Annotated in this window: 16 protein-coding genes; 11 read left to right on the top strand and 5 right to left on the bottom strand. The window is 35.7% G+C overall.

Annotation, left to right across the window (positions count from 1 at the left end):
- Positions 1-160 precede the first annotated feature (160 nt).
- The 4 genes from ACM9HF_RS20470 (at position 161) to ACM9HF_RS20485 (ending at position 4137) form a co-directional block, all read left to right on the top strand.
- Positions 161-1411, top strand: coding sequence for a valine--pyruvate transaminase (locus ACM9HF_RS20470; protein WP_473613387.1), 1251 nt, complete (start codon positions 161-163; stop codon positions 1409-1411).
- Positions 1412-1465: 54 nt separating this feature from the next.
- Entirely contained in the window at positions 1466-2029 is a 564-nt protein-coding gene (locus ACM9HF_RS20475) for a YbhB/YbcL family Raf kinase inhibitor-like protein (protein ID WP_473613388.1), read from the top strand.
- A gap of 153 nt (positions 2030-2182) precedes the next feature.
- On the top strand, positions 2183-3571 hold the full coding sequence (locus tag ACM9HF_RS20480) for a DNA-3-methyladenine glycosylase 2 family protein (RefSeq protein WP_473613389.1): 1389 nt from the start codon (positions 2183-2185) through the stop codon (positions 3569-3571).
- On the top strand, positions 3571-4137 hold the full coding sequence (locus tag ACM9HF_RS20485) for a methylated-DNA--[protein]-cysteine S-methyltransferase (RefSeq protein WP_473613390.1): 567 nt from the start codon (positions 3571-3573) through the stop codon (positions 4135-4137). Before ACM9HF_RS20480 ends, ACM9HF_RS20485 begins: the two co-directional genes overlap by 1 nt.
- Positions 4138-4242: 105 nt before the next feature.
- On the opposite strand, the gene alr is transcribed toward ACM9HF_RS20485, so the two are convergent.
- Together alr and ACM9HF_RS20495 are read right to left on the bottom strand one after the other, a co-directional pair.
- Entirely contained in the window at positions 4243-5346 is a 1104-nt protein-coding gene (gene alr, locus ACM9HF_RS20490) for an alanine racemase (protein WP_473613391.1), read from the bottom strand.
- Positions 5347-5354: 8 nt separating this feature from the next.
- Positions 5355-6614, bottom strand: a complete 1260-nt coding sequence (locus tag ACM9HF_RS20495) for a D-amino acid dehydrogenase (RefSeq protein WP_473613392.1) — start codon at positions 6612-6614, stop codon at positions 5355-5357.
- Positions 6615-6954: 340 nt separating this feature from the next.
- On the opposite strand from ACM9HF_RS20495, the gene ACM9HF_RS20500 reads away from it, so the two are divergent.
- From ACM9HF_RS20500 to secF, 3 genes are all read left to right on the top strand, one after another.
- Complete coding sequence (locus tag ACM9HF_RS20500) at positions 6955-7398, top strand: hypothetical protein (RefSeq protein ID WP_473613393.1); 444 nt, start codon at positions 6955-6957, stop codon at positions 7396-7398.
- A 232-nt stretch (positions 7399-7630) separates the two neighbouring features.
- A complete protein-coding gene (secD, locus tag ACM9HF_RS20505; protein ID WP_473613394.1) occupies positions 7631-9463 on the top strand; it encodes a protein translocase subunit SecD in 1833 nt (610 codons plus the stop codon).
- Positions 9460-10380, top strand: coding sequence for a protein translocase subunit SecF (secF, locus tag ACM9HF_RS20510; RefSeq protein ID WP_473613395.1), 921 nt, complete (start codon positions 9460-9462; stop codon positions 10378-10380). The genes secD and secF overlap by 4 nt, the downstream gene beginning before the upstream one ends.
- Before the next feature lie 98 nt (positions 10381-10478).
- Here the strand turns inward: secF and ACM9HF_RS20515 are convergent, their stop codons facing one another.
- The 3 genes from ACM9HF_RS20515 to ACM9HF_RS20525 all read right to left on the bottom strand — a co-directional run bounded on the left by ACM9HF_RS20515 (position 10479) and on the right by ACM9HF_RS20525 (position 12996).
- Positions 10479-11081: a TetR/AcrR family transcriptional regulator gene (locus ACM9HF_RS20515; protein WP_473613396.1), complete on the bottom strand. Its 603-nt coding sequence runs from the start codon at positions 11079-11081 to the stop codon at positions 10479-10481.
- Positions 11082-11376: 295 nt separating this feature from the next.
- The gene (gene yghU / locus ACM9HF_RS20520) at positions 11377-12246 is read right to left on the bottom strand and encodes a glutathione-dependent disulfide-bond oxidoreductase (protein ID WP_473613397.1); all 870 of its coding nucleotides are present in this window, start codon (positions 12244-12246) and stop codon (positions 11377-11379) included.
- Positions 12247-12351: 105 nt separating this feature from the next.
- Entirely contained in the window at positions 12352-12996 is a 645-nt protein-coding gene (locus tag ACM9HF_RS20525) for a DsbA family oxidoreductase (RefSeq protein ID WP_473613398.1), read from the bottom strand.
- Positions 12997-13492: 496 nt separating this feature from the next.
- Here ACM9HF_RS20525 and ACM9HF_RS20530 point away from each other — a divergent pair, with 496 nt between their 5' ends.
- From ACM9HF_RS20530 to ACM9HF_RS20545, 4 genes are all read left to right on the top strand, one after another.
- Positions 13493-14050: an acyloxyacyl hydrolase gene (locus ACM9HF_RS20530; protein WP_473618343.1), complete on the top strand. Its 558-nt coding sequence runs from the start codon at positions 13493-13495 to the stop codon at positions 14048-14050.
- Positions 14051-14199: 149 nt separating this feature from the next.
- Positions 14200-14658: a YehS family protein gene (locus ACM9HF_RS20535; RefSeq protein ID WP_473613399.1), complete on the top strand. Its 459-nt coding sequence runs from the start codon at positions 14200-14202 to the stop codon at positions 14656-14658.
- A gap of 319 nt (positions 14659-14977) precedes the next feature.
- Positions 14978-16084: a sensor histidine kinase gene (locus ACM9HF_RS20540; protein WP_473613400.1), complete on the top strand. Its 1107-nt coding sequence runs from the start codon at positions 14978-14980 to the stop codon at positions 16082-16084.
- 5 nt (positions 16085-16089) lie between these two features.
- Positions 16090-16959, top strand: a complete 870-nt coding sequence (locus ACM9HF_RS20545; RefSeq protein ID WP_473613401.1) for a LytR/AlgR family response regulator transcription factor — start codon at positions 16090-16092, stop codon at positions 16957-16959.
- Positions 16960-17016: the final 57 nt, after the last annotated feature.

A 17016-nucleotide genomic window follows, 5' to 3' on the forward strand; every position in this document is an offset into this window, starting at 1 on the left:
TTGTTAAGTTGTTGATTTATAATTGCTATGGTCTTTTTGTTTTTTGTGGTGCACTATTTTGGAGCGATAAATTAGAAAAAATCATCTTTCTGTTGAAAAGGTGAAGTCAACAATCAGATACATTAAATCGTTAAAATACATTATAAAAATGAGAGCTAATATGAATTATTCTAACTTTGGTCAAAAATTCTCAGGCAAGTCAGGCATTGTGGAATTAATGGACGACCTTGGTAGCGCATTAAATGAAAATCCAAATATGTTATTTATGGGAGGCGGTAACCCCGGTAGAGTGCCAGAGGTAGAAGCGTATTTTGAAAAACAATTAACAAGTATTGCTCAAGATCCTATTGCTCGTCATAACTTATTAGGTATTTATCAATCACCTCAAGGAGAAAAAGGCTTTCGTGAGCAATTAGCAAACTACTTAGCTAAAACGTTTAATTGGAACATTAGTGATAAAAATATTGCGGTGTCAAACGGGAGTCAATCCGCTTTTTTTATTATTTATAATATGTTGGCGGGTACGATGGAAAATGGCGATAAAAAAACCATACATTTTCCACTGGCACCTGAATACGTAGGTTATGCTGACGCTGGCTTATCTGATGAGTTTTTTTCTTCAACCAAGCCGAGTATTGAAATTATTGACAATGAAACCTTTAAATATCATGTCGATTTTTCTACGTTAAATATAGATAACAGTATCGCTGCTTTATCTGTGTCTAGACCCACTAATCCAACAGGTAATGTGATCACCGATGAAGAAATTGTTCACTTAGACAAAATAGCCAAACAAGCCAATATTCCATTAATTATTGACGGTGCTTATGGTTTACCTTTTCCTAATATTTTATTTACTGATGCTAAACCTCACTGGAACGAAAATACGATTGTAGTATTAAGTTTATCGAAACTGGGCTTACCTGGAATTAGAACCGGAATAGTCATTGCCAATGAGCAATTTATTAAAGACTTTACCAATGCCAATATTATCACCAACCTTGCTTGCGGTAATTTAGGCCCCGCACTCAGTAAAGATTTATTTAGTAAAAATGATATTCAAACATTAACCGATAAAATCACACCGTTTTACCAAGAAAAAGCAGAAAAAACCGTTGAGTTATTAAAACAAAACTTAGCGGGAATTCCTTTTAAAATACATAAACCTGAAGGCGCTATATTTTTATGGTTGTGGTTAGAAGGTTTGCCTATTACTTCCAAAGAGCTATATCAACGCTTAAAAGCTAAAGGTGTGTTAATTATTCCCGGAGAAGATTTTTTTATTGGAATTGACGATAGCTGGCAACATAAATATGAATGTATACGTTTATCTTATGCGCAAGATGAAAGCGTAGTAGAGCAAGCGGTAAAAATAATTGCAGATGAAATTAAAGGGCTCTATGTGATTTAATATTTTTTAGTGTAATTTTTAGTGTGAGTTAACTCATTTAAATAAGGAATAAGTATGAATATATCTCTTAAAGTTTTTTCAATTTTTCCGCTGTTAGTGTCAGCATCTATTTTTGCGGGTTCTTTTACTTTAACGAGTAAAGATATTACAGCAGGTGTATTAATGAATAAAACACAGGTGTTTAATGGTTTTGGCTGTACAGGGAGTAATTTATCTCCTCAGTTAAAATGGAGTAATGCACCTAAAGATACTAAGAGTTTTGCTATTACAGTATATGATCCTGACGCACCAACAGGTAGCGGCTGGTGGCATTGGCAAATAGTTAATATACCCGTAACTGTTACTGAATTAGCAACTGACGCAGGTAATACTAAAACGAATAAAGCGCCAAAAGGTAGTATGCAAATTAAAAGTGATTTTGGTAGCCGTGGCTTTGGAGGCGCTTGTCCACCAGAAGGTCATGGTGTTCATCGCTATCAATTTACCGTACATGCACTTTCGGTAGAAAAGCTTGAACTACCTGAAGATGCCTCTGGTGCATTAGCAGGTTATATGATTAATGCGAATACGATTGAAACGAGTACGATAGAGGCTTTGTATAAGCGCGATAAAAAATAAACGTAAGTATGTATTGGTTTTTATATTCGTCAATTTAAACAACGGGCTTCGGCTCGTTTTTTTGTTTTATAAACATTCAGTTCCGATAATGGCCAGTTTTTATTAAAAAATTCGTTATGATGTCGTTATCAAAAACACTTATCTTAGGTCGTTATGTTAAACGTTAAAATTTGCCAAAAAGCTCGATTATCTCGCGACCCGCGTTTCGACGGTAAGTTTTTTACTGCAGTTAAAACCACTAAAATATATTGCCGAACTATTTGTCCTGTTTATCCACCTAAAGAAGAAAACGTTTTGTATTTTTCAAGCGCGGTTGAATGCGCCAATGCAGGTTTTCGTCCTTGTTTACGTTGTAGGCCAGACAGTGCTCCAAATTCACCTGCATGGAAAGGCGTAAACGCAACACTCGACAGAGCAATTTGTTTAATTGATAACGGTGCTTTGCAACAAAGCTCATTACCTAAACTCGCAGAACGATTAGGCATTAGCGATCGTTATTTACGACAATTATTTGATAAGCATTTAGGTATGTCGCCCAAGGCATACGCCCTTTATCAACAGTGTTTATTTGCCAAGCAGCTACTACATCAAACGCAATTACCTATTACGCAAGTGGCGTTGGCAAGTGGTTTTTCAAGCATTAGACGATTTAACGACTGCTTTCAATCGCAACTTAAATTAACGCCATCGTCATTACGTAAATCGGGAGGCAACAAGCAAAATACACTACAACTTAAGTTGTATTACAGACCTCCATTTAATTGGCCATATATGCAAAATCTACTTAAAGCCAGAGCAATTAAAGGACTTGAGTGGTGCGAAAAAAATAGTTATGGTCGAAATTTTACGTGGTTAGATACCGAAGGAAGTTTTACTGCAACACATGTTAATGGCAAAAATAGATTTGACGTAACTATAGAGCTAGACGATGTAAAACACTTAAAAGGTATTGTTAATAACATTAAACGTGTTCTAGATTTAGATGTAGATATGCAAGCAGTAGAGCACGATCTTCAACAAAGTTTTGTTGCTGAGTTTCAGCTCAACACAGGTATTAGATTACCTGGTATTTGGGATATGTTTGAAGCTGGCATTAGAGCCATACTTGGGCAACAAATATCAGTTAATGCTGCAAAAAATTTAGTTGAAACCCTAGTTGTTAATTTAGGAAATAAACTAGATAACAATAAAGTCACTCGTTATTTATTTCCAACGCCTGAAGCTATTGCTAATAACGAGTTAGATTTTTTTAAAATGCCCGGTTCACGTAAACAAACCCTACGAAACTTAGCTCAGCATTTTATAACTAGCGATACACCTAACGACCCCAGTCAGTGGCTTAAATTAAAAGGCATAGGTCCTTGGACTGTAGAATACGCACAGCTTAGAGGCTTAAGTGATCCTGATATATTTTTAGCAGGAGACTTAGGCGTGAAAAAAGCAATGGAACAACTTAAAACACAATTTAAAGCCGACTTCTCACCTGAGCAAGTATCGCCATGGCGTAGTTATTTAACCTTTCAATTATGGAGTCAGTTGTAATGAACACTCAAGTTTATACCGATACGTCGACTAAAACATATATCGATTATTTTAATTCGCCTTTAGGATTAATTGAATGTAAAGCGACAGAAAACGGCCTTGCTCATGTTATTTTTTGTGGTGAAGAAAAGGGGGGTATATCGCCTAATCACTTTACCACCTTATGTAAACAGCAACTTGAGCAATATTTTAAAGGTGAACTAAGACAATTTGATATACCGTTAGATCCTAAAGGAACCGAATTTCAAAAAAGTGTATGGCAGTGTTTATCTACAATACCTTTTGGTGAAACGGTGTCGTATCTCGATATTGCTAAAATGGTAAATAAACCTAAAGGTTCCCAAGCTGTTGGCGGGGCAAATGGTCGAAACCCTATTAGCATCATTGTACCGTGTCATCGAGTGGTGGGTTCTAATGGTTCGTTAACGGGCTATGCTGGCGGAATTGAACGTAAGCTATGGTTATTAAATCATGAGGGGATTGAAGTAAAAGCATCTAAAGAAACGCAGACGCTTGATATTAACCATGTGATCAATGCAAGACAGTCAAAAACAGAGTTTTTATAAGAACTTTATATTTTTAACTTAAGCGATGAGCTCATAAAAATATTTAACCTCGAACAATGACGAGGTTAAATATTATGTATCTAATACCGTTTAGCTAACCTATGTTTAGCTTATGTATTGCTTATTAACGCGGCGTGTTAAACCACAAAATAAAGCGTAAGCAATGGTTTCTGAATACTTAGCAACTTGGTTCGCTAAAATATTATTTCCCCATAGCTCAACATCAAAACCTACACAGTTTTGACCTTCGAACATAGATAAATCAACCATCAACATGTCCATAGATACTCGACCTAATATACGGCTCTTTTTTCCATTAATATAAACAGGAGTGCCGTTGGCTGCATGCCTAGGATAACCATCTGCATATCCAATAGAAACTGTGCCTATTTGTGTCGTGCTTTTAGCTTTCCATAATGCGTTATAGCCAACGCCATCGTTTATATTAACGGTGCGTTGAGCAATAACTTTGGCATTAAATAACATAGCGGGTTTTAGTGTATTAGCTATGTCATTATCTTCTACAGGTGAAGCGCCATACATCATAATTCCTGGTCGTATCCAGCTGTTTTTAATATCACGAACCTTATTAGCTGGGTTAACTGCGTTTGTTAAAATAGCTGATGAATTAGCTAAACTAATGACTCCAGGTAAATGGTTAATTGTATTTAAAAATAGCGCTGTTTGATGCTGAGTTGCCGAAGAGTTTACATCATCTGCCGATGAAAAATGACTCATGTGTACAATTTGCTCAACTTGATTCATTTGATCTAATTGCTGCCAAGCATGCGCGTACTCATCAGGTAAAAAACCTAAACGATGCATACCTGAATCCATTTTTAACCAAACATTTATTGGCTTAGTAAGTTGAGCCTTTTTAAGGGCATCAAGTTGATATTGCGTATGTATTACGCACCATAAATTGTTTTCGCTAATGTAGGTTAATTCGTCGGCGGTAAAAAAACCTTCTAACAATAAAATAGGTTGTTTAATACCCGCATCACGTAACTCTTTTGCTTCTTCAATGCATGCAACACCAAAGGCGTCAGCAACATCGGCTAATGCAGTAGCGACTTCAATAGCTCCGTGTCCGTAGGCATTTGCTTTAACGGTTGCAATAGCTTTAGCGGGTTTAGCGAGTGATTTTGCGTATAAATAATTTTGTTTAATTGCATTTAATTTAATAACTGCAGTTGCTGTCCTAGCCATATATCCTCCTAATGTCTGTAACGTGCTATTGATAAGCCCGATTCATCAATGTCAGGTGGTTTATTACTAATAACATCGCTAATAAACTTCGCCGATCCAACTGCCATAGTCCAGCCCAAAGTGCCATGACCTGTATTTAGGAATAAATTGTCGATACCCGTTTTACCTAAAATAGGCGTGCCGTCTGGTGTCATAGGTCTTAATCCTGTCCAAAATTCAGCTTTACTTAAATCAGCTGCATGAGGGAATAAATCAGCAATCGAAAATTCGATATTTTTACGACGTTTCTCTGATAATGCTAAGTTATAAGACGTGATTTCTGCTGTGCCGCCCACTCGTATTTGATCACCTAATCGAGTGATCGCAACTTTATATGTTTCATCCATAATGGTTGATTCAGGAGCTGCTGAAAAATCATCAATGGGTACTGTAAGTGAGTAGCCTTTAATCGGGTAAACAGGGATTTTTATTCCGATATCAGCCAGCATATGTGTAGAGTATGAACCTAAAGCCATTAAATAAGCGTCAGCAATAAATTCGCCTTTACTTGTTGATACACTGGTTAATATATCGCCTTGTTTATTGAGCTTTTGAATGTCGGTATTCATAACAAACTTCACTCCTAACTTTTCGCATTCTTGAGCTAATTGGGTTACAAACATATGACAGTTTCCTGTTTCGTCGTTGGGTAAACGAATACCGCCAACAACTTTATGAATAGTATGTTTTAGAGCTGGTTCGTACATTAAGCATTCGTCGGGTGTTAATACTTGATGATCAACGCCACTTTCGTTTAATACTTGAATGTCTTTTTGCGAGCTTTTTACTTGGCTTTGCGTACGAAATAATTGCAATGTGCCTTGCGTTCTATGGTCGTAATTAATAGAAATTTCGTTACGAAGTTCTCTTAAACAGTTACGGCTGTATTCCGCTACCCGCATCATTCTTGATTTGTTTATGTGATAATCTTTGCCATTACAATTAGCGACCATTTTGGTCATCCACGCGATGGTTTCTAGATCAAAATCTTTTACGTTAATCTTTAATGGAGCAAGCTCCTGCATAAGCCACTTCATTGCTTTTGCTGGAATACCCGGTGCTGCCCACGGAGCTGAATAGCCTGGAGAAATTTGACCTGCATTTGCAAAACTTGTTTCGTTAGCTACGGTTGATTGTCTATCCACCACAATAACTTCATGGCCAGACTTAGCTAAATACCAAGCACTGGTTACTCCTATAACACCAGAGCCTAAGACTAAAATTTTCATTTATACCTCACAATAATTTTATACCCAGTTGATTCATCTATTATTCAAATGGATACGAGTTAAAAAAGATATGATAGATGACATCAATAATGATTAATGTTGGTATTTACAGAGATTTCAGGATAAAAAACCAAATTAAAAATAAAAGCAGCGCTTTAATCTGAAAATGTAAGTGGTCGAACCTGTGTGATGTTTTAATGTACAAATGTTAATAGCGCAATATTCATTTTTAAGTCGTATTTAGCTGTTTAAATAAAACATATTAATTTAAATGAATAAGCTCGTTGAAACTCAAAAAAAGAGCCATATAATAAGTTTTCTAAGCGGTGGGATTATTTTCATGTGGCGTAAATTAACAATTTTATTGTTTTTATTCGTTCTGGCTAAAACAGCTGGTGCTTTGCCGATCTCTAAAATTAATCATAATGCTTATTTATCTCATGAGAATATTTCTCAGGTAGTACCGCAAACAGTTTTTGATCTAGACTTAGAAGAAGATTCAAGTATAGATACAGAAGCACCTCAAGTTTTATATAATTTGCCAAGTTCTAGTAGGCTTAACGCTTCGTTATTTTCTGTTGAGGTTCAAAACAGTCCTGAATATGTGCTTATTGTTGAATTTTTCAAAATTAAGCTTAACGCGGGTGTATTCAAGCATTTAGCGAATCCTCCTGTAATAACGCCATGGTTTGAACAATTAAGCCATAGCAGCAATTCATCGCGACTTTCTGGTTGGAAAGACGGCAACTCTTTGTATTCTTCTCGAACGACTTACCACAGCTAATTCATAAAATGCGTTTATGAAAGTACATATCTGTATTTTCTGAACGGCAAAATCAAAAAAGTTAATTTTCCATGCTGATGTTTATCATCAGTTATTTACCGTACTTGCGATCTATAAGTCTAGTTTTTTAGCTGGGTTTTAATTGAATTGTTTGAGCAAAGTACGGTGCTATTTGATTTATATCTGTTTCGTTTATTTATTATGAATTTATGGAATGGGTGTTAGAGATTTTATGATGAATTCACGTAATAAAAAGCACGTAAAACATACAAAATGGCAGAACATTGTCATTATCTTCGTATTGTTATTTATGATAGTTAGCGCGTTGCCTAACTTATATTCTGACAAGCTAACGGTTAATTTAGTCAACAATAACAGTCAAGCTGAACAGATATCTGCGCAAGAAATTAAGACCTTGTTAGCCGAGCACAATCTAGCCATTGATGAGATAAGAACCTCGGCATCAACAACGTCTATCAGCCTATCGAACGAAGCGGATCAAAAAGCCATTGAAAAGCTTTTAAATACTGAGCTTAGTGATAGTTTTTCTATTGAAAGTGTTACAGAAAATACAGCGCCGACTTGGTTAAAAATGTTACACGGACAACCCATTAAACTGGGTTTAGATTTAAGTGGCGGCGTATTGTTTGTACTCGATGTAGATACTGAACGCGCATTACTTGATAAGTTAACGGGTATCGCTTTAGACGTTAAAACGTTAGCGATAGATAGCCGCATTCGTTTAAGTAAAGTTGCTCAGCCAGATAATCACTCAATCGTGATTAACTTTTCTTCTGCAAAGCAGTTAAGTGAAGGCACATTGTTGTCTGAAATTAAGAAAATGTACCCTGAACTGAGCCAAAAGAAACTTGATGATAACCAAGTTGTTTTAACCTATTCAGAGAAAGAACAAGTACTGTTTCGTCAAGAAACTATGACCCAAACCCTTAAAACCATGCGTGGCAGAATTGAGGAGCTAGGTATTACCGAAGCGGTAACTCAAAAGCAGGGTAAAAACAGAATTCGCATTGAATTACCGGGTGTTCACGATCCTGAAGAAGCGAAAAGAATTATTGGTGCAACGGCTTCGTTAGACTTTTACCAACTGGCTGAAAATTCAAAAGCCGCTGGTATTATTCAAATGACAGATAAAAATGGTCAACGACTTCGCATGAATAGCCAAGTGGTGTTTTCTGGTAGCCACATTAAAAATGCACGTTCAGGTGTGGGTGAAATGGGTATGCCGCTAGTTAATTTAACCTTAGATGATGTTGGCGGTAAGCAAATGTCTAACTTTTCTAAGAAGAATATTGGCAAGCCTATGGTGACTGTTTTTTCTGAGTTTTATCGTGATGTTAACGATGTGATGGTGAAGAAGAGCAAAGTAATTAACGTTGCAACGATTCAGCAACACTTAGGAGCGCAATTCAGTATTACCAATATGTCGAGCCCACAAGAAGCGCAAGAGTTAGCGTTATTGCTGCGTGCAGGTTCTTTGACAGCGCCTGTAACGATTGTTGAGCAACGTAGTATTGAAGCAACTTTAGGTGCAGACAATATAGACAACGGTATTAAAGCGTTAAGCATAGGCATAGGTATTACTTTAGTGTTTATGTTTGTTTGGTATCGCAGTTTAGGTTTGATCGCTAACGTAGCTTTAGCGCTAAACTTAGTGAGTTTACTTGGATTAATGTCTTTATTACCTGGCACGGTATTAACGCTTCCCGGTATTGCAGGCTTGGTGTTAACGGTTGGTATGGCGGTTGATACTAACGTACTTATTTTTGAAAGGATTAAAGAGGAATTGAAACGCGGTCGTAAAGTACTTTCAGCGATTGAATATGGCTATAACAATGCTTTTTCAACGATTTTAGATGCAAACATTACCACAATGATCACAGGTATTATTTTATATGCCATTGGCTATGGAGCGGTAAAAGGTTTCGCCATTATTTTATGTTTAGGTATTTTAACCAGCATGTTTACTGGCGTATTCGTATCAAAAGCATTAACTAACTTTTCTATTCGTGAAAACAAGTCTCAGTTACTTGGAGTAAAACTATGAACAACTTTATTTTAAATCAAACAGAAACCTTAAGTAAATTTCGTGTTGTCAGCTTATATTTTGCGGCCGCTTTAGTTATTTTTTCGCTAGCAGGTGTATTGAGTAAAGGTTTGAATTTAGGTTTAGACTTTACCGGTGGTTATTTAACAGAATTTACCACTCAAGAGCCTGTGAATAAAGCAGACATGGAAACCTTATTAACTGACTATCTACCCGATACATTTGGCTTAGCTTCAGCCGAAAATGGTACACATTGGAGCGTACAGCAAGCCGATAACGATATTAGCTTGAAAGGTAAAACGTGGTTAACTGACTTTTCTCAACAAAATGGCTTAAACATTACACCGCAAGACTCTATCTATATTGGTAGCCAAGTAGGAGATGAGCTGATTGATCAAGGAGGACTCGCTTTGATAACGGCTGTAATCGTTATATTGTTTTACTTGTCGTTTAGATTTGAATGGCGTTTAGCTGCGGGCTCTGTTATAGCTTTGTGTCATGACGTTATTGTGGTTCTGGGGCTATTCGCTTGGCTTGGTATTAAGTTTGATTTAACTATTGTGGCTAGTTTACTGGCGATTATTGGTTATTCACTCAATGACTCGATTATTGTCGGCGATAAGATACGTGAAATTATGAAACGTAATTCAGGCGCCAGTATTGAAAATATTGTTAACTTAGCAATTAAATCGACTATTGTAAGAACTTTGATCACTTCAGGTACAACACTGGCAACTATTCTAGCGATATGGATATTTGCAGGTGAGTCGTTATCTGGCTTTGCTATTTCATTGTTTACGGGAATTTTGATTGGTACTTTTTCATCAATTACCATTTCAGCAACAGTACCTCAGTTAATTGGTTTGTCTGCTGATTATTACAATAAACAAGAAGAAGAGGTTTGTGCGTTACCTTAATTGAAGAGGGGGGAATGCTTAATTTATAATGTGCCTGCTGTTATTTGGTAGGCACACTTATTGTTTTTTATTTACGTTTAAGCGAATTTGTTATCGTTTTAATGAATGCCTATACCTGCAATCATACTATCAATACTGTATTCAAGCTGTGACTGTTCAATACCTGAACGAGCCATTGACGCTGTTCCTTTTAGTATAGTGTAAATACTTACCCCATTGGCTTGTGCGTTTTTATTCAATCCTAAGTTTATGGCTTCAACATCATTATTAAATAAGTCTGTATAAAGCTGGCTCGGCATTACATCGGCTTTTTTAAGTAATTCTTTGGCTTGCTCTGGAATGTCGCCACTAATCAGTTCTGACTGGCATAATGCTAGGTAGCATCCTTTCGATTGTTCAGAAGCACATTGCATCGACACAATAGACATCATGTGGTTTTTTAAGCGTTGTTTTAAAGTAATGCCTTCTTCAAATAAAAATTTAATATGAGGCTGTATTTTAGTATCAATATAACATTGTGTGGCTTTAACAAATAAAGTTTCTTTATTACCAAAAGCACTATACATGCTGGGTTTGTTAATCCCCATACGTGTTGTTAGGTCTGTGAGTGAAGCACCCACATAGCCTTTTTGCCAAAATACATCCATAGCAGCATTTAAAGCTGTTTTTTCATCAAATGATTTTTTTCTGCCGCTCGTCACAATGAATGATCCTAAATTAAAAGAGATTAATAACCAATCTATTGTACCTATCGGTATTTTTTAGTCAATATGGCTGACAGGTACATAAAGCTTGCCTAACTTATTGATAATTTAGACTCATTGAAGAAGCGCTTGAACAAAATTACTTTCACTTTAATACTTTTATAAGGGAGTAACGATTATTACAAAGCACAGCTTTGAATTGATATCGATCAAGAGCTATGAAATATGCATATTGACGGGTAACGGGTATAACTGGCGCTGTGTCGATAATAGTTACTTGATTTTGATGTTTTTAAATATCATTATTTTTAAGTTTTAATGCTAGCACATTGTCAATATCTTCAGCGCTATGGCGGTTTTCAAGTTGTTCCCATGGTTCGCCCCAAGTTCGGTTGATAATACATCCTCGTTGTACACTCGGACGTTCTGACATTGCTTGAGCCCAACGTTGAACATGGGGGTAATCATCAACCTGAAGAAATTCTTTTGCATCATAAAGATTACCTAATACCAAGTTACCGTACCAAGGCCAAGTCGCAATATCGGCAATACTTAGTTCATCACCTGCGATAAATTCATTTTTTTCTAACTGTTTGTTTAATAGGTCTAACTGGCGTTTAACTTCCATGGTAAAACGATTAATAGGGTACTCAAACTTCTCTGGTGCGTAAGAATAAAAGTGGCCAAAACCACCACCTAAATAAGGTGCAGCACCATGTACCCAAAATAACCAGTTAAATACTTGGGTTCGCTTAATGCCTCTTTCAGGTAATAAAGCATCAAACTTTTCTGCAAGATAAACCAAAATAGAAGCCGATTCGAATATAGGTTCAGGCATTTCATTTGAGTGATCAACTAAAGCAGGAATTTTTGAATTAGGATTAACCGCTACAAAACCTGAAGAAAATTGATCACCTTCGCCAATGTTTATCATGTGAGCGTCGTATTCTGCACTTTTACCTAATGCTAATAACTCTTCTAACATAATTGTTATTTTTTGGCCGTTAGGCGTACCCATAGAATAAAGTTGTAGGGCATGCTTACCAACAGGTAGGGTTTTTTCATGAGTTGAGCCTGAAACTGGACGATTAATACTTGCCCATTTGCCACCACTTTCAGTATCGTGAGTCCAAATATTAGGTGGTGTGTATTGGTTTTCCATTGTTACTTTCCTCGGCTTTGTTAAATGTTATAAATGTAGGTTTTTTCTATAAAACTATAGGCTTATAAGTTCTTGGTTATTAAGGTACTTTGTGATCATTAACCTTTAAAGTCCCGCGAGTTCTTTTAATACTTCTTCATAAGTACTTTGCGGATGCGCACCTGTTATCGCGCTATTACGATTGAATATTACTGTTGGTACGCTCGAAATACCTTGTTGCTGCCATTGTTTTTCTTGATTTGATACGCGAAGGCGGCGAGCTGTGTCAGCTAAAGCTAATTTGGACGCTTCGAGATCTAGACCTACTGCTTGAGCTTCAGCGAGTAATACGACACGGTTTGAAATATCTTTATGTTCAGTAAAGAAAGCCGCAAATAAACGTTGTTTTAGCTGATGCTGTAACCCTTGTTCATGGGCAAAGTCTAGCAACAAATGAGCATCACGAGTGTTCACCATTTTCATTTCTTCAAAATAGTCAAACTTAAAACCATATTCAGCACCAAGCGCACTAATATTATCGCGTGCTTTATTGCTGTCTTCACGGCTAGCACCATATTTACGTAATACATGTTCACGTAAGTTTTCACCTTGTTCTGGCATATTTGGATTTAATTCAAACGGTTGCCATTCAATTTCTATTCTTTCTTGGAGACCTAATTCATTAATAGCAGCTTCAAGATGTTTGTATCCAACGATGCACCATGGGCACACAATGTCAGAAACAATATCCAGTTTAATTTTATCGTTCACAGTGCCTATCCTTGTTATGTATTTTTATGATGTAAAGGAGACAGTAACTAATATATGAGCAAATTCGATCAATATCAGGACTTGGTATAAGCACACTATAGAACTACTTGAATAAACGTTCAAGTTTTGTTTGAGCGATCGTTTCTGTGTTCTCTTCATGGATGCAAAAGCGTTTTGTTAAAGGAAACTGTTTTTAAATAATTTATTTATAAATTTTAAATATCCCTTTGATTTGTACCTATCGGTATGTTAAATTTACGTCATGTACCGACCGGTCGGTCTTTATGCTGTATTGCTGATTCATACTATTGTTCTGTTAAATAAGTCCTGAAAATAATAGTAAACAAAATACAGCTATAGGGTGCCGTTGTTTTTAGCCGCGGCGTTGATTTAACTAATTTTTAGAAGGTGAGATGAATATTGAATGTGTCACTTATTTAGAAAGCATTTCAATAGTCATGTAAAACTTTTACAACAACTTAACTTGAATAACATGATGAAATTTATATCTATTAATTTACTATTATTAACAACGCTATTTTTAGCATCTTTTTCTTCAATATCAGCCCCTTACTCTAGTTCGAGTGCCGTTGCGGTTGATTTATTAGTTGGCTCTGACGATATTACTGGCTTACGTTTGGCGTATAGGCCTTTTGTATATGAAATTAACAATGTCCCTTATTTAGATCAATTGAATATTTATTGGGAAGTTAGTGCAAACTTTTGGGAGTTTGGTGATTTAAATCACCATGAAACTAATTATGTATTAGCGCTTTCTCCTGTTATAGGTAAAACGTTTTATCATCTTTACCATAAGTATCCTGTGCGTTGGGAGTTTGGTATAGGGGTGTCTTTGGTACAAGATACTCGGTTTGCAGGTAAAAATATTGGTTCACACTATCAATTTGAAGATAGGTTGGGGATTGCCGTTGATTTTGATAAAGAACGTAAGCAGTCTGTAGCTATTCGTTATATGCATTATAGTAATGGTGGTCTTAACAGTCGAAACCCTGGCGTTGATTTTTTAAATTTATCGTATGCTTATTCTTTTTAAAAAATAGCGATAAATAAATGTTTAATTAAAAATGAACCTTAGCTTTGTTAATTTTTATAAATGTGTAGGCGTAATACTCTCTAGATGAGTTATAATACCGCAATATTTTGAAAAACCTTTCAAAGCAATTTTACCTTCTAGGCAATTTAATGATAAATAATGTAACTCTTAAACGTGTGTGTAATATTTTTGATTTTAACAATGAGAAAATATGCGCTGTATTTGGGCTTGGCCAATGTGAAATATCAGCAGAGCAATTAACTCAAATTTTTGTAGAAAAAAATGATCCTACATATAAAGAGTTACTTGATGTTGAATTTGCTGGCTTTTTAAATGGTTTGATTGTGGATCAACGCGGCCCAAGCGACGGTCCTGATCGTGCTGCTGAAGTGAGCCTGAATAACAATGCAGTATTTAATAAACTTAAAATTGCTTTAAATCTAAAAGCTGACGATGTAATTACTGTTTTAGGATTAGGTAAAATAACATTGGATAAATATGAATTAAGTTCATTTTTTAGAAACGTGAATAATAAACATTATAAAGAATGCTCTGATGATGTTTTATCAGCGTTTTTAACGGGTCTTAAAACTCAAAAAGAACAGTAATATAATTATTCGTACGTTTAATTGGTTCCATCAACAAAGTAATAAATAACCATCTAATTTAGATGCTTAGTTTATTGCTTTGTTCTTTACGCTCTCTTTTAATTAAATCATTAATCTCTGTATTAAGTTATTACTCTTCTTTAGCTATGTTTACGCTTTTAACATGCATGAGTTGTCTTTCTAACTGCACGCGTTGTCGCAAAAACGCTTCTTTTCAGGCTATTTGATATATATTTAACGTATAGAGTTACTGAACTAGAGGCTAAAATTAAAGTTCAGCAGCCTCCATATTTATTAATTACATGGTTTAATTGATGTTATGAAAGTAAATAAAACAGCAAGTACGCTCGAATTAGGCGCACAATCATTTTCAAAACAAAGTCATCAATTTTGGACCTTACAAATTGCAGGTTGGCTGGGTTATAGCATTGTTGTGTTTTTAGCTATTATTAGGCCGCAATTAGATCTGCCTGAATTTAACCTTGCTAGGCAATTTACCAATTTAATATTAGAAACCTTAAGTGGCTTTTTATTATCGTACTTTCAGTGGCTACTCATTCGAAAAATAGTTCATTTACCTCTTAAACAAACCCTGTTTTATAGTTTTATATCAGCCGCTGCTTTGGGCTTGGTTTTCAATGTAATGAAGCTGAGTTTTTATAAAACAATTGTATATCAACAGCAGTGGAATGAAGCTTGGAATATGTTGGAGTTTGGTGGTTGGTTATTGTTTTCGTTAACCACTATGTTTGTTTGGACCTCTATCTTTTTTATTATGTTGTACAACACTAAGCTTCAAAAAGAGCATGAAATGTTGCTAAGAGCACAAACTTCAGCCAAAGAGGCTCAGTTAGAAATGCTACGCTATCAGCTAAATCCTCATTTTATGTTTAATACTATGAATGCTATTTCAACACTTATTTTTAAGCATGAGAATGACAAAGCTAATGAAATGTTAGATAAACTATGCGAGTTTTTTAGGTATTCTTTAGACAAAAACGACAAAAGCAAAACTACATTACAAAAAGAATTAGAGTTACTCGATCTATATTTTTCGATTGAAAAAGTACGATTTGGCCAACGGTTAAATGTTGAACTTAATATTGATAATAACGTTATGGCTTGCCAAGTACCGAGTATGTTATTACAACCTTTAGTTGAAAATGCAATTAAGTACGCTATTGAATTACGTAAAGAAGGCGGCACCATTACCATTCAAGCTAAAAAAGTAAATGAAAGGTTAGTGATTAAAGTTATTGATGACGGTCGAGAATTAAATAAAAAAATGAGAGAAGGTTTTGGTATTGGGATAACTAATACGAAAGCGCGATTAGATGCTATGTTTAATGGAGACTTTGATATAAATCTCGCCAATAGTGAAGAGGGCGGTGCAACTGTATTAATTTCTATTCCTTGTGAACAATAGGCTTAATGATGAATGTAAAACCCTTAACGGCAATAATTGTCGATGATGAACCCCTTGCATTAGAAGGGCTTCGCCTTCGATTAGAAAAAATCCCTGAAATACATGTTATAGCTGAAGCGAGTGATGGTGACCAAGCTATCCATTTGTGCCAAACATTAACGCCTGACGTACTTTTTTTAGATTTACGTTTGCCTGGGCTTAACGGTATTGAAGTGGTTCAAGCACTACAGTCAGACATTTTGCCTATGATTGTTTTTGTTAGCGCATATGGCGAATATGCAATTGAGGCTTTTGAGTTAAACGCTATCGATTACGTATTAAAACCAGCTAACTTAGGTCGACTTCAAAAAACGGTTGAACGCATAATGCAGCGTGCTCAGCCTGTTAACATTAATGGTAACTCAGAAAATCATAGTGAAAGAAACGCCGCTAAAGAGAAATATAAGTTACTTAAAGCATTGGGTGAAACTTCAGGCATTGCCGTATCTGAACTAGAAAATTGGTTAGGATCAGACAGCCCTTTACCGACCTTATTTAACCAAGAGCTAGTGATTAAAAATAATGATCATGAAAAAGTATTTGTATCCGTTAAAGACATTCGTTGGATAGATGCTGCGGGCGACTATATGTGCATTCATGACAGTAATGAAACACATATAGTTCGTATAACCATGAAAAAACTAGAAAGCCAGTTAGATCCTAAATTATTTACACGTATTCATAAGTCCACTCTCGTAAACATTAACTATATTAAGAGTATTAAACCTATGCGAAATAGCGAAAGTATTCTTGATTTAGGTAATGACGTTCACCTTAAAGTAAGTCGAAATTATAGCTCTGTTATTCAACAAATACTTGAGTCGAAACAGCTTTAACATTTCATCTTATTTTTGTATCGCTTTATCTCTTAATTTTTTTCTACACCAGCATTG

This window comes from Colwellia sp. RE-S-Sl-9, assembly GCF_048296855.1.
Classification (GTDB): domain Bacteria; phylum Pseudomonadota; class Gammaproteobacteria; order Enterobacterales; family Alteromonadaceae; genus Pseudocolwellia.